Source organism: Evansella clarkii, assembly GCF_002019695.1.
GTDB classification, from domain to species: domain Bacteria; phylum Bacillota; class Bacilli; order Bacillales; family Salisediminibacteriaceae; genus Evansella; species Evansella clarkii.
Window position 1 is genome coordinate 3,380,782 of record NZ_KV917376.1, and the last position, 22,630, is coordinate 3,403,411.

At 40.7% G+C, this 22,630-nt stretch carries 25 protein-coding genes; 11 read left to right on the plus strand and 14 right to left on the minus strand.

Annotated features, from left to right (window positions below):
• Positions 1 to 50 precede the first annotated feature (50 nt).
• Positions 51 to 1,124 (minus strand): AbrB family transcriptional regulator, encoded by a 1,074-nt coding sequence (locus tag BK582_RS15665; RefSeq protein ID WP_244895401.1) that lies wholly within the window; start codon positions 1,122 to 1,124, stop codon positions 51 to 53.
• Between the two features lie 546 nt (positions 1,125 to 1,670).
• On the opposite strand from BK582_RS15665, the gene BK582_RS15670 reads away from it, so the two are divergent.
• The 4 genes from BK582_RS15670 to BK582_RS15685 all read left to right on the plus strand — a co-directional run bounded on the left by BK582_RS15670 (position 1,671) and on the right by BK582_RS15685 (position 4,547).
• Positions 1,671 to 2,696 carry a glycosyltransferase gene (locus tag BK582_RS15670; RefSeq protein WP_078595936.1) on the plus strand — a complete coding sequence of 342 codons (1,026 nt, stop codon included), beginning with the start codon at positions 1,671 to 1,673 and terminating at the stop codon, positions 2,694 to 2,696.
• A 14-nt stretch (positions 2,697 to 2,710) separates the two neighbouring features.
• Positions 2,711 to 3,331, plus strand: a complete 621-nt coding sequence (locus BK582_RS15675) for a polysaccharide deacetylase family protein (protein ID WP_244895402.1) — start codon at positions 2,711 to 2,713, stop codon at positions 3,329 to 3,331.
• A gap of 143 nt (positions 3,332 to 3,474) precedes the next feature.
• Positions 3,475 to 4,110, plus strand: a complete 636-nt coding sequence (locus tag BK582_RS15680; protein WP_078595937.1) for a YgjV family protein — start codon at positions 3,475 to 3,477, stop codon at positions 4,108 to 4,110.
• A gap of 95 nt (positions 4,111 to 4,205) precedes the next feature.
• A complete protein-coding gene (locus BK582_RS15685; RefSeq protein WP_078595938.1) occupies positions 4,206 to 4,547 on the plus strand; it encodes a hypothetical protein in 342 nt (113 codons plus the stop codon).
• 41 nt (positions 4,548 to 4,588) lie between these two features.
• Here the strand turns inward: BK582_RS15685 and BK582_RS15690 are convergent, their stop codons facing one another.
• The 3 genes from BK582_RS15690 to ectA are packed head-to-tail and all read right to left on the minus strand — an operon-like array spanning position 4,589 to position 6,886.
• On the minus strand, positions 4,589 to 4,975 hold the full coding sequence (locus BK582_RS15690) for an ectoine synthase (protein WP_078595939.1): 387 nt from the start codon (positions 4,973 to 4,975) through the stop codon (positions 4,589 to 4,591).
• Positions 4,976 to 5,025: 50 nt separating this feature from the next.
• On the minus strand, positions 5,026 to 6,315 hold the full coding sequence (gene ectB, locus BK582_RS15695) for a diaminobutyrate--2-oxoglutarate transaminase (RefSeq protein ID WP_078595940.1): 1,290 nt from the start codon (positions 6,313 to 6,315) through the stop codon (positions 5,026 to 5,028).
• Between the two features lie 58 nt (positions 6,316 to 6,373).
• A complete protein-coding gene (ectA, locus tag BK582_RS15700; RefSeq protein ID WP_078598072.1) occupies positions 6,374 to 6,886 on the minus strand; it encodes a diaminobutyrate acetyltransferase in 513 nt (170 codons plus the stop codon).
• 1,119 nt (positions 6,887 to 8,005) lie between these two features.
• Between ectA and xerS the strand changes: the two genes are divergently transcribed.
• Positions 8,006 to 9,082: a tyrosine recombinase XerS gene (gene xerS / locus BK582_RS15705; RefSeq protein WP_078595941.1), complete on the plus strand. Its 1,077-nt coding sequence runs from the start codon at positions 8,006 to 8,008 to the stop codon at positions 9,080 to 9,082.
• A 68-nt stretch (positions 9,083 to 9,150) separates the two neighbouring features.
• Here the strand turns inward: xerS and BK582_RS28105 are convergent, their stop codons facing one another.
• From BK582_RS28105 to BK582_RS15720, 3 genes are all read right to left on the minus strand, one after another.
• Positions 9,151 to 10,326 carry a peptidoglycan-binding protein gene (locus BK582_RS28105; RefSeq protein ID WP_078595942.1) on the minus strand — a complete coding sequence of 392 codons (1,176 nt, stop codon included), beginning with the start codon at positions 10,324 to 10,326 and terminating at the stop codon, positions 9,151 to 9,153.
• A 193-nt stretch (positions 10,327 to 10,519) separates the two neighbouring features.
• The gene (locus BK582_RS15715) at positions 10,520 to 11,071 is read right to left on the minus strand and encodes a GNAT family N-acetyltransferase (protein ID WP_078595943.1); all 552 of its coding nucleotides are present in this window, start codon (positions 11,069 to 11,071) and stop codon (positions 10,520 to 10,522) included.
• Positions 11,072 to 11,092: 21 nt separating this feature from the next.
• Complete coding sequence (locus BK582_RS15720; RefSeq protein WP_078595944.1) at positions 11,093 to 11,359, minus strand: hypothetical protein; 267 nt, start codon at positions 11,357 to 11,359, stop codon at positions 11,093 to 11,095.
• A gap of 54 nt (positions 11,360 to 11,413) precedes the next feature.
• Between BK582_RS15720 and BK582_RS27110 the strand changes: the two genes are divergently transcribed.
• On the plus strand, positions 11,414 to 11,572 hold the full coding sequence (locus BK582_RS27110) for a hypothetical protein (RefSeq protein ID WP_169911053.1): 159 nt from the start codon (positions 11,414 to 11,416) through the stop codon (positions 11,570 to 11,572).
• Between the two features lie 379 nt (positions 11,573 to 11,951).
• Here BK582_RS27110 and BK582_RS27675 read toward each other — a convergent pair whose 3' ends face one another.
• From BK582_RS27675 to BK582_RS15740, 5 genes are all read right to left on the minus strand, one after another.
• Positions 11,952 to 12,119: a hypothetical protein gene (locus tag BK582_RS27675; protein ID WP_218190734.1), complete on the minus strand. Its 168-nt coding sequence runs from the start codon at positions 12,117 to 12,119 to the stop codon at positions 11,952 to 11,954.
• A 26-nt stretch (positions 12,120 to 12,145) separates the two neighbouring features.
• Positions 12,146 to 13,303: a Ger(x)C family spore germination protein gene (locus tag BK582_RS15725; protein ID WP_169911055.1), complete on the minus strand. Its 1,158-nt coding sequence runs from the start codon at positions 13,301 to 13,303 to the stop codon at positions 12,146 to 12,148.
• On the minus strand, positions 13,290 to 14,405 hold the full coding sequence (locus BK582_RS15730) for a GerAB/ArcD/ProY family transporter (RefSeq protein WP_078595946.1): 1,116 nt from the start codon (positions 14,403 to 14,405) through the stop codon (positions 13,290 to 13,292). The genes BK582_RS15725 and BK582_RS15730 overlap by 14 nt, the downstream gene beginning before the upstream one ends.
• Positions 14,406 to 14,443: 38 nt before the next feature.
• Positions 14,444 to 15,913 (minus strand): spore germination protein, encoded by a 1,470-nt coding sequence (locus BK582_RS15735; RefSeq protein WP_078595947.1) that lies wholly within the window; start codon positions 15,911 to 15,913, stop codon positions 14,444 to 14,446.
• Between the two features lie 168 nt (positions 15,914 to 16,081).
• Entirely contained in the window at positions 16,082 to 16,819 is a 738-nt protein-coding gene (locus BK582_RS15740; protein WP_244895403.1) for a DUF3889 domain-containing protein, read from the minus strand.
• Positions 16,820 to 17,131: 312 nt separating this feature from the next.
• Between BK582_RS15740 and BK582_RS15745 the strand changes: the two genes are divergently transcribed.
• The 3 genes from BK582_RS15745 to BK582_RS15755 all read left to right on the plus strand — a co-directional run bounded on the left by BK582_RS15745 (position 17,132) and on the right by BK582_RS15755 (position 20,096).
• The gene (locus tag BK582_RS15745) at positions 17,132 to 18,496 is read left to right on the plus strand and encodes a sodium-dependent transporter (RefSeq protein WP_078595948.1); all 1,365 of its coding nucleotides are present in this window, start codon (positions 17,132 to 17,134) and stop codon (positions 18,494 to 18,496) included.
• Between the two features lie 201 nt (positions 18,497 to 18,697).
• The gene (locus BK582_RS15750; protein ID WP_078595949.1) at positions 18,698 to 19,465 is read left to right on the plus strand and encodes a hypothetical protein; all 768 of its coding nucleotides are present in this window, start codon (positions 18,698 to 18,700) and stop codon (positions 19,463 to 19,465) included.
• A gap of 163 nt (positions 19,466 to 19,628) precedes the next feature.
• On the plus strand, positions 19,629 to 20,096 hold the full coding sequence (locus BK582_RS15755) for a hypothetical protein (protein ID WP_078595950.1): 468 nt from the start codon (positions 19,629 to 19,631) through the stop codon (positions 20,094 to 20,096).
• A gap of 104 nt (positions 20,097 to 20,200) precedes the next feature.
• Here the strand turns inward: BK582_RS15755 and trhA are convergent, their stop codons facing one another.
• Entirely contained in the window at positions 20,201 to 20,848 is a 648-nt protein-coding gene (trhA, locus tag BK582_RS15760; protein WP_078595951.1) for a PAQR family membrane homeostasis protein TrhA, read from the minus strand.
• Positions 20,849 to 20,990: 142 nt separating this feature from the next.
• Between trhA and BK582_RS15765 the strand changes: the two genes are divergently transcribed.
• On the plus strand, positions 20,991 to 21,578 hold the full coding sequence (locus tag BK582_RS15765; RefSeq protein ID WP_078595952.1) for a DUF1836 domain-containing protein: 588 nt from the start codon (positions 20,991 to 20,993) through the stop codon (positions 21,576 to 21,578).
• 87 nt (positions 21,579 to 21,665) lie between these two features.
• Here the strand turns inward: BK582_RS15765 and BK582_RS15770 are convergent, their stop codons facing one another.
• Positions 21,666 to 21,881 carry a cysteine-rich CWC family protein gene (locus BK582_RS15770; RefSeq protein WP_244895404.1) on the minus strand — a complete coding sequence of 72 codons (216 nt, stop codon included), beginning with the start codon at positions 21,879 to 21,881 and terminating at the stop codon, positions 21,666 to 21,668.
• A 491-nt stretch (positions 21,882 to 22,372) separates the two neighbouring features.
• Between BK582_RS15770 and BK582_RS15775 the strand changes: the two genes are divergently transcribed.
• Complete coding sequence (locus BK582_RS15775; protein ID WP_078595954.1) at positions 22,373 to 22,627, plus strand: hypothetical protein; 255 nt, start codon at positions 22,373 to 22,375, stop codon at positions 22,625 to 22,627.
• Positions 22,628 to 22,630: the final 3 nt, after the last annotated feature.

Below are 22,630 nucleotides of genomic sequence, written 5' to 3' on the forward strand. Positions count from 1 at the left end.
AAGGTGCCGGCAGGGAAACTGCTGGCACCTTTATTTCAGGAAAGTTAAATTTAAATATACTGAGGTTCACCCTGTTTTTGCTTTTTCCTGAAATACCATTTCAACAGTGGTGGTACAAACATAATAATAACAAGGATACGAATCAGCTGAAGGGCACTCACAATTGCAGGGTCACCGCCTACTGCTGAAGCCGTAAGAACCATCTCAATCAGTCCCCCGGGCGCAACGCTTAAGACAGCGGTTGCGAGAGAAAGAGATGTAAAGCTGGCAAGGAGATAACCGAGACCGAATGAAAACAATATTAGCAGCAATGCTACTCCAAAATACACAAAACAATATTTTCCCCCAAGACGTAAATCCTGAAAAGAAATATTCTTCCCTAAGCTTGCTCCTATTGCCGCCTGCCCTGCGATCAGGAGTATTTCCGGTAATGCGGGAAGCATCGCGGGGCTTACATTCATTACTGCTGTTACAGCGAGAGGAGCGATTATATAACCGGCAGGGATTTTATTTTTTACAATAAGCCCTGCTGCCACAGGTATCAGGAACCATACATACTGCCAGCCGCCAAAAACAAAAGGCTCTTCAGCAGCCATGGCTCCGCCAGCCTGTCCCTGAGCATTGAAATAAAAAATAATCGCTGCAGGAACGATAAACAGAACAGTGAGGAGGCGGACTGTCTGGAAGATAACTACAAGAGAGGACCTGGCGTTCAATGATTCACTGGCAATGACCATTTCCGTTAAGCCCCCAGGGATAGATCCAAACACGCTTGTTATTTTATCCACATCAATCCAGTTAGTGATTAAGCTGCTGATAACAATGCTTGCCCCAATAAGAAGAACCGTCATAAACAGATAAGGAAAGAAGTATGGGCCGAGCAGCATAAATGTTTCGGCTGTAAAATATAAGCCGAAATAAAGGCCTAATATAATCAATCCTGAATTCTTTACTCTGGATGGGAGATTCGCTTTTCGTTTTGTGATACCCTGCCAGAGGAGGACGAAGGTCAAGGCTCCCAGCACCCACGGCAGCGGCAGGTTTGCCACGCTGAAAATATATCCCCCTGCTATTGCTAAAACTGCAGTTTCTATGAAACGAGCCATTCCATTTTCACTCATCATATAAGCTCCTTACGAGAGGCTTAAGAGACTCCAAAAGCTCTGTACAGAATTTAGAATAATGTTTCCTTGTTTTTATTATATCAAAGTATTTCGCCTTCCTAAATGAACAAAAGCCATAATACCTGTAATTCCCCTTATTTCCTCCAATACCTTATCCGCAATATCGCTATACAAACTATACCCTGATACATAAAATGTAATATCTACTTGAAAGGTGGTGTTACAATTAGTCATAGGATGTTGCTGTGGCTAAAACTATGATTATTTTAATACTTGTGCTTTTTATCCTTCTGGTGATAATTGGCGCACTTCTCATTCCTCATTAAAAGGACACCTGGCAATGATCCAGGTGTCCTTATAGCTTGAGGTGCATGTCGTAAAGGTCACCTGACTAAGGGGTGATTTGCAGGGACCCCGGGCAGTGTTTCAGCGTTCCCGGGGGTCACTGTTCCAAGCTAAGGTCATAAATTTTTTCGTCTGCGGGAAGAAATGATATAATGTCGCTAGCAAAAAACAGCAGTGCTGACACATATAAAGGAGAATTCTATGCAAGCCTTATTAGCCGTACCATATTTTCATCAGTCAAGAGGAAATAAAGTCACAGCAGAAAGAATCGCGCAGGGATTAAAACAGCATGGTATAGTTACAGAAATTGTCTCTTCTACAGAAGAAACAGCTGTTCCGGATCTGCCGGATAGCGATATTTACCATGGCTTCCATGCATATCGATTTTACGGTTTCATGAAACGAACCGGGAAAGTAATGAAGCCTTATCTTATTACCATTACCGGAACGGATTTAAATAAAGATTTGTATGACCCTGAACGCCGGGAAGAAGTTATTCACGTATTACGGGGAGCAGAGGCTGTCCATGTTTTTGATAAAAAAGCAATGGACAAGCTCCTTACGGAAGTACCCGACCTTCAGGAAAAAACAGTTGTAATTCCTCAGAGCGTGGCAGGTTTCCCAGAATCGGAGGCTCCTTTAACGAAGGAAGCGGGAACCTTTTTGTTTATTCTTCCTGCAGGCATCCGTGAAGTGAAAAATATTCCTGCAGCTGTCCATATGCTGAAAAAACTGAGAACAAAGTATCCGGAAATTCGTCTCTGGCTTGCAGGCCCTGTTATAGAAGATGAAGAGGGGGACAATGTAAGGGAGCTTGTGAAAGAAAACGAAGGCTGGCTTACTTACTTAGGGGAAATAGAATATGAAAAAATGGGTGCATTATACACTCAGGGAGATGTAGTGCTCAATACTTCTCTTGCGGAAGGGCAGTCTTCCGCTTTATTAGAAGCTATGCTGGTGGGTCTCCCGGTTTTAGCATCAAATATTGCCGGAAACCGAAGCATTATCAGCCATGGAACCACGGGAATGTTATATGAAGACGAAGAGGCGTTTTTAAAATATGCAGAAAAAATGCTGACAGATCCAAGTTTCAGGATGGAACTGAGTGAAAACGGCAAAAAATACGTAATGGAAAATCATTCTCCTGAAGAAGAAGCTGAAAAACTGGCAGCTGTTTATAAAAATTGTAAAAATGCAAAGAATAACAAGGAGGAAGGGTCCAGATGATTTTTTCACCATGAGTGGCAGATAAAACATGTGTCGTGTACGACACTGCAGATGATAATGTAATTACTGAATTGAAAAGGGAAGAAGACAGTACAGGAAAACAAGTGATGCTTACTTTCGATGACGGACCTGGTAAGGCACTACCTGAAATTCTCGATATTTTAAAGAAGGAAAATGCGGAAGCGATGTTTTTCTGGCAGTCCAGGCTGCTGCATCAAAAGCGGCCATGGAAGCGGGTCCTGGAAGAAGGGCATGTGATAGGAAGCCACACAAGAGGCCATCCGAACCTTGCAGCGCTGAATGAAGAAGAGCAGTTTCGCGAGCTTCTGTACAGCAAAATGAAAATAGAGAAAATTACCGGCCAGGCAGTAAAGTATTTTCGCCCTCCGTTCGGCCAATACAATGAACATACTATTACTGCTGCAAACAGGCTGGGAATGGAAATAGTAATGTGGAAAATAGCATCCCTTGACTGGGAGTTAAAAGAAGAACCATTGAAAATTATAGAGTATGTTCAGGAAAACCTTCAGGACAGAGCGATCATTCTCCTGCATGAACTGGAGCAGACAGTGAAAATACTGCCTGAACTTATCAGAATCATTAAGGCCGAAGGATATGAGTTCTGCCTTCTTTGAGATACCTCATTATCGCGGCTGACAGTGGCGTTTAATGAATATACGGCTCAAATGTTCCAGTTGCATTATTCGAATTGGTATGAGATAATGCTTTTTTGGTTCAAAGGGTAGTACTGTCTTAACTTTGAAAGGAGTTTCTTAAATTGAATATTGACTGGTTAGAATGGTTAGGGTATTTAGCTTCACTTATTGTTTTAATATCACTTTTAATGAGTTCCATACTTAAACTTCGATGGATAAACCTTGTTGGTTCCAGTATCTTTTCATTGTATGGCTTTTTAATAGGTGCGTTGCCAGTTGGGCTAATGAATCTGGGTATTGCTATAATTAACGTATATTATCTTACGAAAATATACTCCTCATCTAAAGAATATTTTAAGATGCTTGAAATTGAGTCGAACACGGAGTACTTTAAATATTTTCTTGAATTTAATAAAGAGGAAATCAAAAAATTCTCTGATAAAACAGCTTTTAATATAAATGATATGACAGTCAGCTTTTTTATACTCCGAAACATGGTACCTGCAGGTCTGTTCCTTGCTTCAAAACATGATGAAAAAACCCTTAAAATCGAACTTGACTTTGTCATACCGGAATATCGTGATTTTAAAACAGGTACTTATATTTTTCAGGACAGTAAGGAGTACTTCCTGGATAGAGGCTACACGAGGTTTATCAGCTATTCGGATATTGAAGGACATCAAAAGTATCTGACCAGAATTGGTTTTGAAGAAAAAACAGATAATATAGGAAATAAGTTCTACGAGAAAACGATATAATAAATGTAAGGAGCCGGGTTAGCCGGCTTCTTTTTTGTTTATTTATAGACGGGGAAGGGTACTATAATATAAAAATTGCAGGGAGGCAGGTATTTATGGCTGAACATATGCATGCCTATTTCAGAAGTGAAAACGACGCGGAATCAGCGCTTGCTAAATTGCAAAAATTAAAAGTGGAAAATATATTTGTGGACAGCATTCCAGATGATACGAACAGGGACATCTTTATACCGGCCGCGGCAACTAATGTGGGTGCGGGAAGCGGGACCTCTGGCGTACCAGGTTTTCTGGAAGGCATTACTCATGAGGATAAAAACACGTTTACCCATATGCTTGAATTTGAAGTTGATGAGGAAGACGCGGAAGAAGCATTTGAGCTCTTGAAAAAAGAAGATGCCTATGTAGATGAAACGTTAGGGAATAAGTTTAAAAAATAAAAAAGAGGGTGCCCTGTAAAGGGACCCTCTTTTTACTGAAATTATTCTGTTACAAGTGGATATACTCCATTTTCATCATGTGTTTCCTTCCCGGTAAGAGGAGGATTGAACACACAAACCATACGCATGTCAGTATGGCCGCGAAGGAGATGCTCATCATGCTCATCCAGCGCGTATAAAGTGCCTGCAGAGATCTTGTGTACTTTATTATCTTTTAAAGTAACAACTTCACCTTCACCCTCGATGCAGTATACTGCTTCAAGGTGGTTCTGGTACCAGATATGAGTTTCTGTCCCTGCTTTAATGATTGTGTCATGCACAGAATAGCCCATGCCAACATCTTTCAGGATCAGTCGGCGGCTGGTCCAGTTTTCACCTTTTACTTCATTTTCTGTGCCTACGATATCTTCTAATTTAACTACTTTCATGTTGTGTTCCTCCTGAATTTAAATTTAACAAATTAATCTATTTCATTTAATTAGTTAGCAACTAGTTCGGTTTGTGCTGCGATGGCTGCTTTAACACTTTCCTCGATGATTCTAAAGCCTTTTTCCAGTTCAGAATCTTCAATGGTTAAAGCAGGGAAGAGTTTAAATACCTGATCGTCGCTTCCAGATGTTTCCATGATCAGGCCTCTGTTAAATGCTTCTTCTGCAACCTTCTCACTTAAACCATCCACGGGGGAGGAGATACCCTGCATGAATCCTCTGCCCTTAACTTCCCCTTTAAGCTCAGGGTGCTTATTAATTAAAGATTTGAGGAAATCAGTAATTTTTTCTGACTTCTGCTCAATGCTCTTTTCAAAAGAGTCGTCTTCCCAGTATTCAAGGGAAACAGCAGCTGTAACAAACGCATGGTTGTTCCCTCGGAAAGTTCCGTTATGTTCGCCTGGCAGCCAGTTATCCAGTTCAGGCTTAATCAGTGTAATGGCAAGCGGCAGGCCAAAACCTCCGATTGATTTTGAAAGACAGATAATATCTGGTTTAATGCCGGCTTTTTCGAAGGAGAAGAACGTGCCTGTACGGCCGACTCCTGCCTGAACATCATCGATAATAAGTTTAATGTCCCATTTCTTACAGATTTTCTCCACGCGTTTCAGCCACTCAAACCTGGCAGCATTTATGCCCCCTTCACCTTGAACGGTTTCAAGTATCATTGCTGCGGGAATGTCGACACCGCTGCCGCCTTCTTCTAAAAATCGTTCGAGGTAATCCAGGCTGGAAAAATCGTCTTTTTCATCAGCAAAACGGTCAAATGGCATGGTCACAGAGTTTGTCAGAGGCACTCCTGCACCTTTACGCTTCATCGCGTTTCCAGTTACAGATAAAGAACCGATCGTCATACCGTGGAAACCATTTGTAAAACTGATTACATCTGTTCTTCCGGTTACTTTACGGGCTATTTTTAACGCGCTTTCAACTGTATTAGTACCTGTTGGCCCAGGGAACATAATTTTATAATCCAGGTTCCTCGGCTTAAGGATTACATCGTTAAACTTGTTGAGAAATTCTGCTTTTGCAGTTGTTGCTTTATCAAGAGAGTGGGTGATCCCGTCGTTCATAATGTATTCTACAAGTTTTTCTTTCATTTTAGGTTCGTTATGTCCATAGTTTAATGCGCCGGCTCCGGAGAAAAAATCTAAGTATTCCTTGCCGTTTTCATCCCACATTTTACTTCCTTTTGCTTTAGTAAATACAGTAGGAAAGCTTCTGATATAGCTGCGTACACTTGATTCCAGTTCGTTAAAGATATTAAGGTTGTTAGTCATGTTAGATATCCCTCCAGAGTTTTTTTGGTTGATTAAGGTTTCTTGGATGTAATAAATGTTATTTAAGCGGTCCTATTCGATAGGTTAACTCACTTTCATGATCGTCCCCCGGGAACAAATCAGCAGGGAAGCAAGGTGTAATAAAACACTTTGCGTCTTCCTTAAGTGCAAACCTGGTGAATAAAGCTTTTGAAGCGGTATTCGATGGGGTAACCGTTGCTTCGAGATAGCGGACGTCTTTACACGCTTCTCGTGAGAATAGTTCTTTCAGCATTCTGGAAGCAATTCCTTTACCCCGGTATGATTCGTCCACCCCAACCTGCCAGACAAAAATTACATCCTTCCTTTCAGGAGGGATAAAAGCAGTGATAAAACCTGCAAGGTTTTCATTTTCCTTTGCAACTACGCATGTTTCAGAAAAATACTCGCACATCATTAAATATTTGTAGGGGGAATTCAAATCGAGAGTAGAGTCGTTAACTAACTCCCACATTTTTGCCCCGTCATTTAAAGCAGGCTTTTCAAGAACAATTTCTTCGGTAGCGATTGTTGCAGCGGTTTTTACTGTCATAGCAAAATCCCGCCTTTCTGGAAAAACCATTTGTCATACTGGATAAAAATCCTCTCCTTTATTGAGTTTTTTTTTCCAACAACACTTAATAGCTTATAAAGAGTCAGATTTATTATCAAACACGGCTAATGAGTATTAACTGTTATATATAACGCTTAATTAAGATAAGAGGATATGGCAAGGCAATGCTTTTAAATTGCTCTGAAATTTATAGGAATTCAAACAAATTGAGATTATTCGACAGGATTCGACATAAATATTACTGTTTTTACCAAAATTATTTCAGTTTTATGTAAAAATGGGCCTTTTGTGCACACTTTGGCCCATGGCAAAAGAGGGGGTTTAAGTTAAATGCCAGAAGGGAATTTAAATAAAATTTCTGTGTGTTTAATCGAACTCAGCATCTTGGCTAAGGTAAAAGTCGCTTCTCCAGTATTTGTTGTGTCCCCAGGCAAATACCAACCTAAGCTATATTCAATTTAAGAGGGCAGGGGGTAGTCACGCAACGGGATTTTGTTACATCTTGAAGGTAAGAAAGCAAATTACCGCGTTATCAAGCATTATTTCGGAAGGATGGAAGGAGCTGTCATTTCCGGAAGAAGGGCCGCAGCAGTGATGGGGAGTTAAGTCGTATTGAAGTTTAGTGACAAGTATGGCAGCGGGGTTAGCATCAAGATTGTTGGTCAACCTGGCACCGGGGTTCCTGGAACCAAAGTGCCAGGTTGACTGAACAAGCAAACAGGAGTATAAACGAGCTAAACGGGGCCATGAATTTGGGTCTGAATAAATCAGGATTTCAACATAATATCAAAACGCAAAATCACGATATATATATAACAAAGTATTTATCAGCAATCCTAAAACAGAAAAAATATAATCTAAGATATTAAATTAATATAAGCTATAAAAAAGATCCTTACAGAAAATTTCTATTAACAAAACTCGTATAATTTAATGCAACTTGATTTTTTATATTTAGTAGAAAGAGGGGAAAGAGAAATTATGAGGACATAGAGACGAATTAGCAGCCGAAAAAAACAAATAAAGATTATTACGTAAAATATAAATTTGACGAAATTAATATCAATAATATAAAATGGAGGGAAGGAGTTGATTATAATGAGTCAGGAAAACCGCCAGAGACTTTACGAACGCATTGAAGAAAAATCACGGGAGCTCCCTTGGTATGTTAATGAATACATAGATAAACGAAAACGAAAACTATCGCCGGCATCTCTGTTAAATTACTGCCATGATTATATCATCTTTTTTGACTGGATCGTTGCCGAAGGTTTTTTTGATGGCAATAAAAAAGATATTCCTCTTGAACTTCTGGAACGCATTACCGTTCAGCAAGCCGAGGATTTTCTCTCGTTTTTGGAATTCCGGTTAAACAACTCCAAACTGACAGTTAATCGTAAGCTGTCTTCCTTGAAATCCTTGTTTAACTACCTGCAGAATATTGCTGAAACAAGCGATCTGGAACCTTATATTAAGCGGAATGTCATGGCAAAACTGGAATTGAACAACATTAAAGAAGATCAGGAAACTCTTGCTAACCGTATGGAAGGAAAAATTCTCCGAGGTGATGAATATGAGCTTTTCCGCCAGTTTGTGGCCTATGACTACGGGATAATGCATCAGGATAACAAGAAATTGTATAACTTTCATTTGAGAAACCGGGAACGGGATACTGCTGTTATTTCATTAATTCTCGGGTCAGGACTCCGTCTCTCGGAGGTTGTGGGACTTGATACAGATGATATTGATTTCCACAAGCATACTGTGAGAGTTATTCGTAAAGGCAGCAAAGAACAGTATGTTTACTTCAGCGAACAGGCAAAAATTGATCTTGAAGAATACTTAAAAATAAGAACAGAACGATACGAGCTGGATAAATCGTTTAAAGCGTTGTTTGCTGCTGCTCCGATGGGAAAAAAAGGAACTACAAGGCGCCTGACAGCAAGATCTGTGGAAAAGATGGTTGAAAAATATGCAACTGCGTTTGGGAAGCCTGCATTATCTGTTCATAAGCTCCGTCACTCGTTTGCTACAAGATACCAGATGGAAAATAATGATATACCTAAACTCCGGAGGCAGCTCGGCCACTCTTCCGTCCAGACAACAATGATTTATACGCATCTTACAAATACAGAGCTTGAAGATGCGGTTAGAAAAATGGACCGCCGTGATTGATTCAAACTATTTATAAAGCATTAAGAACCAGGCCCCCGTTAAGGGCCTGGTTCTCTAATTTATTTTAATCATTCGAGGATGGTTACCTTCACATTGCGCCTTCCGAATTTAAGGGCATCATCCCGATTCGGCATAAACAAATCGATTTTATTACCTTTTATTGCACCCCCTGTATCACCTGCAATGGCTGTTCCGTAACCTTCCACTTCCACCATTGTACCGAGGGGTATAATATTCGGATCCACTGCGACAACTTTTTTGCCTGGATTATTACGCAAATCGATTCCAGTGGCTGTTATACCTGAACAACCGTTGCAATAAGCGGTATACGCGGTTGCTTCCATCGTTAAAACCCTGCCCTGGCCACTTGACTGCCCACGGGAAGCAGCTTCAGTTTTCTCCTCACTTTGTTCTTCATTTGTTTCTTCCTGTTTCGCAGAATCAGAGCTTTTCTGCTGCTCAGAGGTACTGCTTGCAGATGACTTTTCTGTGTCATCTGTTTCCGAAGTATCGGATGTATTTTCATCAGCCTTATTGGCTGGATTATTCTTAGTTTGTGATTCATTAGTTTTCCCATCGTTTTTTACGGATTTATTTCCGTTGTCAGAGGTCTCAGATGAATTTTTGCTCTCATTTTTTTCTTCTGAGGAGGCAATTTCGGCAGAGCCGTCTGAGTTAACCTCTGAAGTATTATTCGCAGCTGAAACGGCTGCACTTTTTCCGGTAGAATGCAGCGCTCCAAAAGTTTGCGGGCCGGCAATACCATCTGCCAAGATACCTTCATCTTTTTGAAATTGTCTTACGGATCTCTCAGTAACAGGACCGAAAATACCGTCCAGGTTTGCAGGATAATAACCTAAATTGTGCAATCGCTTTTGCAATTCTGCAACGGCTTCCCCTTCGTCACCTATACGTAAAACTTTTAATGCTCCGGCTGTTTGTGGCCCGGTAACCCCGTCTACTAATATATCAGCACTTTTCTGGAATTCTGTGACCGCCTTCCGGGTGGGACTATCATAGACTCCATCTGTAAAGTTATCTTTTAAAAACCCTTTTTCCGTTAGTAACTCCTGAAGTTCTGACACATGAGGATGCTCTTTCCCTTCATAGAGCAATATATCGCCTAAATTCTTGTCGCTGCCAGCTTCACTGGATGCAGGAGATACTATAAAAAAGGCTGCAAAAGCAAATACCGCTATCATCAACATCTTCATTTTTGAGAATCTCAAATCTTTCATATTCATAAATGAAAGCCTCCTTGATTTTTGTCTCACTCATACCTATAGACATAGAGGCCAGGTTACTACAAAAATATCATTGTTTAAACAAACTGAAATATAAATGTAAAAAAATGAAACAAACTTATTATGCATATGAATTATGACTAAAAAATGAAGAAAAAAACCTGCATATAACGAAAGATGTTAAATACAGGCCTTAATTCGCGTTATTATAGTCTTTTTTGAAGAGTGAAAAGAAAAAAACGTCAGCAAATTCTCCATCTAAGAACTGATGTTCCCTGAAATGCCCCTCCTGGGTAAAACCAAATTTATTTAACAGCCGGAGAGCGGCAATATTTCTGGAATTTGTAGAAGCGTAAACTTTATTCAGATTCATATTCTCAAATCCGTAATTTATCAATGCGCCTAATGCTTCTGCAGCATACCCCTGGTTCCAGAACTCCCTTGCCAGGTTTCCGCCTAATTCTGCATTCCGGGATTGCCTGTTCCAGTTTTTAAAACCGCATGTGCCAATTACTTTATTGAATGATTTGTGTTCTCCGCTCCATGTCACAACTGATGGGTTGCTGTTTGCGGCAGTAATAATTGCGGCCATTTGTTCTTTAGTAGTAACTGGCTCACTGTAATCAAGGCGAATCACGTCCGGGTCAGAATAAATTTCAAAAAGATCTTCCACCTCATTCAGAGTAAGGGGGCGAAAAATAAAATGCTTTGTTTCAAAAACAGGGTTTGACTTATCGAAATTCATCCTGCCCAACACCAATTCATATTAGTAATAGTACGGCCTGCGGCGGAATCCTGCGATTGCAATGAGTGGGATTGCAATCAGGCCGGCAGCGACGAGGGGAAAGAAAAACACACCTGGACCGCCGTGGTGGTGCCCATGCCCAGGAACTGAGTCATGGGGGCGAAGATATACATTTTCCCGGTCCACGCGCTCAATTTTTCCCCTGTAGATCTTACCGTGTCTGTCGGTAATTTCTACATCCTGGCCAATATGGTCGTGGCACATTTTATAATAGTAATCAGCAGACATATGAAGGGCCTCCTTAAATAAATTTATCACAAAACACAACAACAAAAAGCTCTTGTGATAGCTTATGTAGGGAAACGGACGCCGGAACAGGATGTGTGCCTGTTTTTGTACAATTGCGTGGAAGATATGTTAATAACCAGGGAAGAAACGGAACAGCAGCAGATGAATGAAGCACTTTGGTTGATGAGGAAAGAATTGAAATGTGACACATAAAACAGGAGGCTGCTGCAGAAGAATTTCGGAGGCAAGCTGAGGTACTAAGGTCTGCCCTTCATTTCTATGAGTGAAAATAATGGAGAGGAAGAAAAATTTCAATAAACTAGTTTACATAATACAAATTATCGGAACAAATATGGATTTATTTTATTTTGTCTCAATAACTAAGTATACTTTTAGTTTTGAGATATTAAATAATTTTTCTCGATTAATTGTTAGCTGGCTTAAAAAACCTTAAAATTTAGCCGGAAAATATTTGTGGCTGGTATAAATACTGAAATCTTCTCGTGCTTGTATTGGCAATCAACTGCAATTTAAAATAATGACATTCCTGTATTTGCTGCTTGGAGTGTCCTTTTGTATGATGTTCTAAAGCTTAACTGCCTGGCCTGGTTCCCTGACTGATTGTCAGTATGTTTAATCTCCCTTCGTAACCATTCATTTTACGCACCTCCCTACCCCCTTCCTGTACAAAATGGATCTCAATAATGGCCGTATAGCATCGGTTACCGCCCATTTCCAGTTTAAATAAGCTACCTGACATCCCATAATATCAGGTAGCTTATTTATCTATCTGCCAAGCTTTATTTTTTCAGGAAGTATCCGCTGGCCCGTCTGTTCCATTTCAACATTAACATTTACATCTATTTGCGCATCTTTCCATCCTGTCTCGTTCCAGTTCAGGGTTTCGAAATACGCATAGTTTTTTGACCAAATTCTGTGGCCGATCAGCCATGGCTCCACATTTATCCCCTTCATTTTTGTAATAGTGTTATCTATATCTTTTTTAATGTTTTCCTCCAGTTTTTTGTGAAGCTCGTCTATCGTTTCCTCAGACGCCCTGTCTTTGTGGGTTTCCAGGTGAACCAGCTCCCCCTTCCCCGTTGCTTCCAGGTGAATTTTTACAGGATTAGTTTCAGTGAAAGAATAACTCAAATCCATATTTGCTCTTATAGAAGCTTCCAGGGAACGGCCTTCCCCTTCTATGGTCACTGTATAATTTATATTCTCCATCTTCCGCTCCTTTAACAAACCACTGATCCCCGCCTCTTTTCCTATAAGCTCTCCTTCCATTTTTCCGTTTTTAAAGACGGCCATATCTTCGATAACTGTATTAATATCATAAAATGCTAACGGAATTGTCGCAGCGTTTGAAATCATATTTCTGTCTCTCCGGTATTCGAACAACTTTACATCATCCGTGCGGGATAATTTTTGTTCTGCTGTAAAAAATCGGTCAATATAAAGGGCAGGCAAATTTACTAACTGTGTTTCATTCTTCAGAAACTCCCTTACTTCCCCTTTTTCTCTTACCACAAGGAGCAGCACATCATTTGACAGAGGTGCTCTGCGGTCAAGTACATCCATGACCTGTTCAATACCTTCTTTAGCCAGTCTTTCTCCAATCATTATTGATTTTAGCTGGCCAAAAAATAAAATTGTAGGTGTTTGCGCCTCCAGATTGGCAATTGCTTCCCAGACAGTATTATGAGTGGATGAGAGTGTTTCAAACTCGCTTACAAGTCCTTCCTCTCCCCCTTGCTGGCCTCCGGACACAATGACAGGCACCTGAATAGACACAATAAACTGGCCTTCTTCGTTTTTATCAATACCCATACCAACGATAATCGTTCGCTCATCAATTTCTTTAGAGTCAGTGTTGCACCCTGTGAGGCAAATGAGGCTGATAAGCAGAACGCAAAACACTGTTTTTTTACATGTCCCCACCAGTACCAGCCCCCTTTTTACTGCGGATTAACAGATAAGAAACGAGTATCATTGGTACAACCAGAGAGTAAAACAACGTATTAAGATTAAATGGCTCCCATGAAAAATTTATCAGGCTCGGTGTACTGAGTGAAATAGCAGCTATTAAAGCGACAAATATGCAAACATGGATCCATTCCCGCTTTGGCTTTACCTTGATGATTCTGTTCATTAAAAAGGTGCCGAACCAGAAATGGATAAGCGCGATTTTGTAAAAAGACATGATCCATATAGACAGGAAAAACAAATCCATCCGTTCAAGAATACCTGTTCTTGCTGAAGTTGCCTGTATCAGCGCAGTTGCAGGCGAGAGAAAATTCATTGCCTGTTCAAAGCCGAAAATACCAAGCGCAGTAAAGCAGACGACAAAATAAGAGTACATGACCAGAAGCAAACCTAAGGACGTTGCTTTAAAGATGTTGACACTCTTATTCACATAAGGAAGGAACGCAAGCAAAGTAACTACCCCGCCATATCTGCTCATATCTGAAAGGATACTTCTTCCGAATGTCAGGATGTCTGTTGAAAAAACAGGAGCAAGGTTAATCCAGCGAAAATCTTCTGATAATATGATAAAGGATAGGCTGAAAACAATAGCAACCTCAAGTAAAAATGACAGAACGAGCATTCGGGTAATAGTCCGTATGCCGTACAGAAGGCCAAGAAATGCTACTAATAAAAATGCCACGATAATAACAGCCTGGTCTGTATCCTGCAGCAAGTAAGTCTGCACTATAATACTAAGGCTTTTCGTTCCCGTGAGGCTTGCATAAAATGTGCCGAAAAGCAAATAGAGGACGACTGGATAATAAAATATCTTATAGCTTTTTTGTTTAAATAAGCCAAGGATATCCTGTTCGCCGTGTTTCTTGATGACTTTATTTATCAAATACATAAGCAGAAAATAAGGGAAAACAGCAAGTACCACCTTCAGCCACGCACTCCGTATCTCAGTCTCTGATATATACGGCAGAAAGATGAGCCCTAAGGTGATCGTAGAGCTGTATGTAAAAGTAATAAGTTCCCCTTTTCCATTATTTGTTTCCTGAGAAATAGGATCCATTGTAATATCATCCTCTGTTTGTGCCAGGTACGACTGAACTATTTACGGGGCTTAAAAAAGTTAAGGATCTGCCTTGGGTAAAACGGTGAAATTGGATATAAATAAGACTTATTCAGGGAATCCAGCTTGCTTAAATGCATGTATAAAAATCCGATTGCAAGGACAAACCCGTAAAGTCCCAGAGCCGCGGCAGATGCTACAAGCCCGTATCGGACAATCCTCCACGAAGAGACATACTCCCATGAGGGGAGCGTAAACATAGCCACTGCTGTAAAAGCGATAATAATAACCATAATATTGCTTATAAGCCCTGCTTCCACCGCGGCAGTACCAATGACGAGCCCCCCCACAATGCCAATTGTCTGTCCAACGAAAGAAGGCAGCCTCATGCTCGCTTCCACAAGGACATCCAGGGCAAACATCATTAAGAAAGCCTCCGCGTTCGCCGGAAGCGGGATTTGTGCCCGGGACTGGGCAACACTAATCATTAATTCCGTTGGTATCATTTCCGGCTGGTAAGCAACGAGTGAGACGTATAATGCTGGAAGTGTTGTGCCGATTACTAAACAAATAAGACGCAATATCCTGATAAAAGCTAGGTTCCATGGTACAAAATATGTGTGGTCTTCTGTTGTTTCAAGCATATCCATGAAAGTTATCGGTGCTATTACTGAAAACGTGAAATTGTCTATAAAGAGAACAACCTTCCCCTGAAGAAGGCTGTATGCAGCAACATCCGGCCGTTCGGACATGGTAACCTGGGGAAAAATGGAATTTGGATGCCGGGAAATATATTTGTTCAGCTCTCCTGCTGTGATGAGATGGTCTTTATCATAGCTGTTCAGTAGCTGATCAACATGTTTGACCACTGAAGGCTCGCAGTACTGCTCCAGATACACTAAGGAAACACCAGTGTTGCTGACTTCTCCTAAGCGGTACTCCTTCGTTTTTAATCGCGGGTCTTTTATAAACTGTCTCAGGATGCCAACATTTGAATGCTGATTTTCGATAAAGCCTATTTTCGGTCCATACACCTGGTTCTCTGTGGTTGGATCTGTCAGAGACCTTTCAAGAGGTTCGGCAAGATATAAGATAATTGGATCACAATACTCTGCGTACAGAAGGATGTTGCCGTCAAGAAGATTTCTGACCGTTGTCTTCCAGCTGTCTGCTTTTTCAAATTCAGCTATTGTGAGAATGCTTCCAAAGTCTGCTGCTCTTTGAAGTTTTATATTACCGCTGTTTTTTAACAGAGGCTCGATTACCGAGTATTCAAGCTTGTTTTCACTGATCATTGCACTGATAAAACAAAGGTAGACTTCCTTTCCTCCAGGCAGTGTAAATTCCCGTTCTGTAAAATCAAAACTGTTGCTGAAGGCTGTTTTAAATAATTGTTTCGCCTGATCTAAATCAGCTGGTAATGGTGCATTTGCATCGTAGATTCCGGACAGATACTCGTCATAAGAAAGAACCTCACTGATTTTTTTCTGTTTCTTTTTGAATACCATCAGCAGACACCCCTTCTCTTCTGTTTATTATTCAGAAGTTCAAAGGAAGATATGCAGGAATTTACCAAAAAGTTCAGGGTCAAGAGTTCGGGGGTCTGGCCCCTGAACTTTTGGGCAAAAAGAAGAACCTGGCATGTTTCTTGCCGGTTCTTCAGGGCTGGACTGCAATTAAACTTCCTGAATGTCTGTAGAAATGACTCTGTTTGTATCAGGGTTGTAAACTACATTGCTCCTTACAGTAATTTGTTCTTCCTGAGACTGAAGACTGAATTCATACGTCTCCCTTATTCGGTTTCCTGTCTGTTGGGTTCTGTCTACTGGCCGGTAGTTTACTATCCTGTAGTTTGGATAAGCAGCCTGGACCAGCCCTGAAAGATATGCACCCCACATTTCTTCCTGTCCGGTTTCCGGCTCTTCCCCCGTCGGAGTAAATTCGATGTTCAGCACACCTTGGTTCAAGTTACCCCCCAATGCTTCAAATGCCCGGCGATGCAAATTTAGTCTGTTTGCCGGATAGTTTATTACCTGGTCAACTATTATTACGGTAATCTCCTGGCCAGGCGACGCAAGATTCCTCACTCTCAGCCTTTCACCGCAACGGTAAGGTGTATTAGAACCCACTGCAGCAGTCAAAAAATTGTTTTGCGACCAGGGAATACCGCACCTGGTCACCTGTCCTCCATCGGTCCATGTTGCCTGCCCTCGTACTACCTGCTGTCTGAACAAATTCGGATCATGATAGCTATTGTCATAGAACTCAGGGGTGTACATATTTTGTCCCTGATAATAAGATGAAGCGCCGCTGCTTCTTTCAAAACCAGAATGCTGCAACTGGTTGCCAGCATTTTGCTGATACTGATTACTATAGGGGGTCACATACGTAAAGAATGGTTGATTATAATACAAAAGAGCTACCTCCCGCTAAAATTATCATTGCACGGTAGCCTATGCAAAAAAGTATCGGCCTGTGATTAAAGAGCCCTCGAATTATTGAAAAATGCCAATCCAGACAGCTGACTCCTGAATAAGCTGTCCTGCAAAACCGGACTGTTATTTTTTACAGACTTAGAAGAAAACTAGCCCCCCAGAAAAGAATATGGTAGTATTTATAACTGTTACTGCTAATTTTACTTTAATGCGTTAACGCATATCTTTGGTGTGGTACGTCAATAAGAAAAAACAGTACAGACAGAATAGCTAGTTGAGAGGAGAAATTTTATGTCAGCACGTAATTCATCAAACTCCCTTGAACCCAGAGAGGAATGGGGTACGAGACTTGGTTTTATGCTGGCCGCTGCAGGTTCCGCAGTAGGACTGGGGAACATATGGAGATTTCCTTTTGTAGTCGGCGAAAGTGGCGGAGCGGCATTTGTCCTGATTTACTTAGCATTTGTTTTATTAATCGGGCTTCCTCTCCTGATCGGGGAAATTAGTATTGGCCGTGGCGGGCGCGCAAACGCAATGGACAGCTACGGTGCCGTAACGAAAAGCAAAAAGTGGAAGTTCAATGGCTTGATCGGAATTATTGTTAATTTTATGATACTCTCCTTTTATTCAGTTGTATCGGGTTGGGCATTTTATTATTTCATTCTGGCCCTAACAGGAAATCTGGTAGCGGAGGACAGAGACTACGGCAGTTCCTTTGGCGGGTTTATCTCTGATCCGGTTATGCCAGTCGTCTGGCAGCTGCTCTTAATGGCAATTATTATTTTTATTGTCATGGGCGGTGTGAAAAAAGGGATTGAAAGATGGAACAATATCCTTATGCCTACCTTATTTGTCCTGTTAATCGTTCTTGTATTCCGAAGTGTAAGTCTTGACGGAGCCGGAGAGGGACTACGATTTTTTCTGGAGCCGGACTTTTCGGTAATCAATTCAGGGATTATATTAGCAGCGCTTGGACAGGCTTTCTTCAGCTTAAGCCTTGCCTCTGGTGTTTATGTGACATACGGCAGCTACAGCAGAAGCAGCAGTTCCATAACAGGGAATGCAGGTGGGATTGTATTGCTTGATGTGATGGTCGCAATTATGGCAGGCTTGATTATCTTTCCTGCAGTTTTCCATTACGGAATAGATCCTGGAAGCGGTCCGGATCTCGTGTTTATTACCTTCCCTGCTATTTTCACAGATATGCCGTTCGGGACTGTTTTCGCAGTAATTTTCTTCTTCTTTATTTTTGTTGCTGCCTTAACATCGGCTATTTCCCTGCTTGAGGTCGTTACTGCTTTTGTAAAAGAAAAATTTAATATCTCAAGGAAAGTTGCAGCACCGGTTACAGGGCTGGTCATCGCCATTGTAGGGGTGTTCGCATCACTATCTTTTGGCGCGTTATCACATGTTACGTTAATCGACCGGACAATTTTTGATTTGCTGGACTTCCTGTCTGCAGAAGTTCTTCTTCCATTCGCCGGTCTTGTTATGAGTATTTTCCTTGGCTGGATATGGAAGCCAGCCGCTGTAAAAGCGGAAATAGAGAAAGAAGGGAATCGCTTCCCGCTGTTTGCTTTATGGAGCTTTTTAATTAAATATGTGATCCCTCTCGTTATCCTGATTGTTTTTCTGGACAGCCTGGGAATTATTTAAGCGAGGATCACGTATAAGACACTATGAACTGCACCCCGATTGCTGAGCACTATCTGGCAATCGGGGGTGCGGTTTTTTATTGATTTCTTTCACCTCTCACATCCTCCTTCTAAAAAGTCATAGTAAAATTAATGGTTATCCTGTAAAATAAAAACATATTTCATAATTTTACAAATTCTTCAAAGGGTGAGGGGAAATTGGATGACACGAGTATATGGATTACTGGTGTTCTTATTTGTAATAGCATATTCAGTAATTGCCGGGAATCAATATCGTAATTATGCTGATTTTTCCTGGGGCCTCTTTGAGTTCTTTCTCATGGGGCTGTTCTCAACCTCTGCGTATTATGTTTTTATTTTTAAAACAAAAAAGCAATTTAAGCTTCCTTATCTGCTTACTGCTTTGTCCTATGGCCTGATGAGTTACATGATTATCATGTACTTTATCTATAAGGCGGTCTTCCGGACTGACCTTACTGGGAGAGTGTTTTTTTCAGGTCATATTTTTGATGCTGCTGAGGAAAATTATTTCCCTTTTATAAGTTTGTTCTGGCTGGAAGGGCTTACCTTTCTTCTCGGCAGTACAATCCTTATTTTGTTTCTCCTTGGCAATCAGATAAAATGCCGCGAATGCACTCAGAGTGGTTTCTTTTCGGAAAAGCTTCTTTTTAAAGTAGCTGGAAGTTACCAGGAGGATGTAAAACAACTCATTAAGCTTTCTGCTGCTAAAGATTACTCTGGGTTAATAAATTATATCCAATCCAGAAAAATATCTTTCCCAGCGTCCCAAAAAACGAAAAGGGACTCCAGTTATGCCTTTTATCTGCTGACATGCAGCAACTGCAGTACTTCATATATTGTTAGTAAGAAATATAAAGATATTAATGATCTGGAAGAGGACACTGCAAGTACATATAAAGTTATTTTAAAGTTAGATACTAATTTACATATTAGATTAACCGGAAAGTAATTCTAAGGAGGAAGCGCCAGCGCTTCCTTTTTATATTGCACCGTCAAAGCGGCCAGTTTTACAATAATCCATTATTTTTGTGTGGCGTAAAACATATTTAATGCGGCTCCACGCATAAATTACGGTCATTTTAGAGATTTTACTAATAAAGGAGGTCGAACGGGTGAAATTGCCAAGAAAACTATTATTCGCAATGTTGTTCTTATCCTGGATAAGTATTCCCTTCATTGGCTGGAAGGATATCAGAAGATTTCTGCCTTCTTATTTTTTTATCGCCTTTCTTTTATTAGCGGAGTCTTATCCTGCGAGGAAACTGAAGTGGTGGCACGCAAAAACAAATGTAAGCCATAATATAGATGCGGAACTTCCATATATATCAAGCGCTTATTTAGCAATTGTCTTATGGATAATGAAGTTCACGTATGGCAAGTTCATCCCCTTTACTGTAGTTAATTTGCTGATGAACCTGGTACTTGCTTACCCATTATCCTCTTTCGCAAGGAAAATTAACCTTTATTCCCTGGAGCGGATGCCTCCCTTCATCTTATTCCTTTTAATGTATGCTAAGTCATTTTTGCTGTATGGTTTCCAGAGGTACATTCTGCTCGACCGTCCTTCACCTCCTGCATAAAAAAGCCAGCCCCTTGTCGCAGTTTTCCGACAAGGGTCTGGCCCCTGAACTTTTTATGAACTTTAGCTTAATCGACTACGTTTACCTGCAGGATCTTCGGATCATCAAAGTACATATAAATATACACTTAGGAAGTGGGCTAAGCTTCCAGCAAGGATAAACAGATGGAATATTTCATGGAAGCCCAGACGCTTTGTTGTCACAAATTTAGGCTCAAGGGCATAGATGACGCCGCCAATCGTATAGATTACCCCGCCCAGGATGAGCAGAAAAACGCCTTGCGGGCCGAGACTGTTCAGCAGCGGAATGACAGCAAAGATAATGATCCAGCCCATGCCAATATATAGAAGTGTGGACAGCCATCTTGGAGCTCTGAACCAAATTAACTTAAAGACAACGCCTGCCACTGCAAGTACTGCCACAAACCCAAACAGTATCCACCCCACCGGGCCGTTCAGGCTGATCAGGCAAAATGGAGTATATGTTCCTGCGATTAAAAGGAAAATCATTGAATGGTCTACCCGTCGTAAAAAAGCGATCGTTTTTTCTTTTGCAATCACCATGTGATAAGTTGCCGAAGCAGAATAAAGCAATATCATGCTTACCCCAAAAGCGATAACCGCGAATAATTCTAAAAAGGTAAAGCCCCCTTCCGCTACTTTTATAACCATTGCAAGCAGCCCGACAAAAGCCATAATTGCACCAAACAGATGTGTTAAACCATTTATTGGCTCTCTGATATACGCATCCATAATTGATCACCTCTCATGTTGATATGTAGTATCGATAACTACATGAAGTATACACTAACATTCATTATGTAGTCAACATTGTTTTACGTGAAGCTCAATGATACAATGTGAGTATAAAAATACGGATAAAAGAGGGTTTTAAATGGGTAAAATGGAAGAATTCCTTACTGAGCTTAATATACAGAAAGAAACAACTACCGATGACCTTCCGGAGATTGACTTATACATGGATCAGGTTATTCAGCTGTTTGAGAAAAAATTTGCCGGAGCAAAACGCCAGGATGAAGAAAAAGTACTTACGAAAACAATGATAAATAATTACGCAAAAGCAAAGTTGTTCCCTCCTGTTAAAAATAAAAGGTATACGAAAGAACATCTTATGCTTATCAGCCTTATCTATCAGATGAAAGGTGTTCTCTCGATCACTGATATTAAAGAGACTCTTCATGGTATTAATGACCGTCTGGATGACGATGACTTTAATTTTACTTCCTTTTATAAGAGTTACCAAAACCTAGTTTTTCATAATACAGAAATTTTCACGAAACAGATTCAGGACCACAGCGCAGCTGTTAAGGACGAGCTTAAAACCAGTATGGATGCCGATGCAGATGAACTTGAAAATATACTCCTTATCACGTCTCTCGCAAGCTTAAGTAATTTATACCGGAGAGCTGCAGAATCACTTATCGATGAACTAAATGGACAGCAGCAGGAGAAGGAGAAATAAAGAAAACTCGCCGATTGCGATTTCTATAGTTTTAAAAAAGGACCTTTTAGGGTCCTTTTTTTGCGAATGTATTACGAGTGTGGTTTCTCAATAGTGACGCTGACTATCTTTATCGGAATTTTTCTTATACTCTTTCAGACAGTTAATGCAGATGCATGCCTTTCTCCGTTGATGGTCTGGCACCAGAGACAGTATTTTTTCCGGAAAGGTCTCTCTGCTGCACCAGCAATCGCCTGCCACATTACAGTCGTTGTTTTTACCACAAAGCGGGCATTTATTTTCAGGATTATAACGCTTCATCATTAACCCCTCCTTTGTGATTCAGGTTCAGGTGAAAAACAAATTTAATACCAATTGCCCGTACATTGAAGTAAAAGGTATAACTAAAGTAAAATAATCGGAGATTTTCCGTTTATATGCAGATTGGAGCTTGTTTCAGGGTGATATAAGGGAATGTTTTCCGGTTATGCCAAGCAAAATCATCTATTTTCCAATTTTCTGAGTGAATAGACGGAATCTCTCCGCCTATTTATGCGTTTATTTATAAAAATTACTAATTAAGCGGAATTTTTCCGTTTAATTAGTAAATCGGTTGCTTAATCTGAACCCCCAAGAAATGGGCATTATCTTTTTTAATAGGAAAAGCACCCCACCCGCTAGCGGAACCCTTCAACCCTTAAATGACCCCTTTTGCATGCAATTAACGTTACGCTTGTCCTTTATAGGGGTATAAAAACCGTAGCTGCTTCATCTCACCTGCCCCAGCATGAATAATGAAGGATGGTGGATAGATTATGAATTTACTTATTTCCATTACAATCAGTATGGTTATAGCCTTCCTGCTCCTTTTATTTGGCCCTTTCTGGGGAACCTTCCTGGGCTTTAGTATCATTGCAGGCTGTCTGATCAGAGTGCTGTACCTGCTTGCGGAAATTCGAAAGAACCTGCAGGCTATTAATTCAGGTCAAACCAGGACAGAACCCGATGCTTATCTTAAGGAAACAAGCCAAACTGCCGGCGAGAAGCTTATTGTGCAGAAAAAAGCATAATTG

Coding starts and splice junctions, on each gene's coding strand:
- BK582_RS15665 (WP_244895401.1), bottom strand. CDS start 1,124: ATGATGAGTGAAAATGGAATGGCTCGTTTCATAGAAACTGCAGTTTTA.
- BK582_RS15670 (WP_078595936.1), top strand. CDS start 1,671: ATGCAAGCCTTATTAGCCGTACCATATTTTCATCAGTCAAGAGGAAAT.
- BK582_RS15685 (WP_078595938.1), top strand. CDS start 4,206: ATGGCTGAACATATGCATGCCTATTTCAGAAGTGAAAACGACGCGGAA.
- BK582_RS15690 (WP_078595939.1), bottom strand. CDS start 4,975: ATGAAAGTAGTTAAATTAGAAGATATCGTAGGCACAGAAAATGAAGTA.
- ectB (WP_078595940.1), bottom strand. CDS start 6,315: ATGACTAACAACCTTAATATCTTTAACGAACTGGAATCAAGTGTACGC.
- ectA (WP_078598072.1), bottom strand. CDS start 6,886: ATGACAGTAAAAACCGCTGCAACAATCGCTACCGAAGAAATTGTTCTT.
- xerS (WP_078595941.1), top strand. CDS start 8,006: ATGAGTCAGGAAAACCGCCAGAGACTTTACGAACGCATTGAAGAAAAA.
- BK582_RS28105 (WP_078595942.1), bottom strand. CDS start 10,326: ATGAATATGAAAGATTTGAGATTCTCAAAAATGAAGATGTTGATGATA.
- BK582_RS15715 (WP_078595943.1), bottom strand. CDS start 11,071: ATGAATTTCGATAAGTCAAACCCTGTTTTTGAAACAAAGCATTTTATT.
- BK582_RS15720 (WP_078595944.1), bottom strand. CDS start 11,359: ATGTCTGCTGATTACTATTATAAAATGTGCCACGACCATATTGGCCAG.
- BK582_RS27675 (WP_218190734.1), bottom strand. CDS start 12,119: ATGTCAGGTAGCTTATTTAAACTGGAAATGGGCGGTAACCGATGCTAT.
- BK582_RS15730 (WP_078595946.1), bottom strand. CDS start 14,405: ATGGATCCTATTTCTCAGGAAACAAATAATGGAAAAGGGGAACTTATT.
- BK582_RS15735 (WP_078595947.1), bottom strand. CDS start 15,913: ATGGTATTCAAAAAGAAACAGAAAAAAATCAGTGAGGTTCTTTCTTAT.
- BK582_RS15745 (WP_078595948.1), top strand. CDS start 17,132: ATGTCAGCACGTAATTCATCAAACTCCCTTGAACCCAGAGAGGAATGG.
- BK582_RS15750 (WP_078595949.1), top strand. CDS start 18,698: ATGACACGAGTATATGGATTACTGGTGTTCTTATTTGTAATAGCATAT.
- trhA (WP_078595951.1), bottom strand. CDS start 20,848: ATGGATGCGTATATCAGAGAGCCAATAAATGGTTTAACACATCTGTTT.
- BK582_RS15765 (WP_078595952.1), top strand. CDS start 20,991: ATGGGTAAAATGGAAGAATTCCTTACTGAGCTTAATATACAGAAAGAA.
- BK582_RS15770 (WP_244895404.1), bottom strand. CDS start 21,881: ATGATGAAGCGTTATAATCCTGAAAATAAATGCCCGCTTTGTGGTAAA.
- BK582_RS15775 (WP_078595954.1), top strand. CDS start 22,373: ATGAATTTACTTATTTCCATTACAATCAGTATGGTTATAGCCTTCCTG.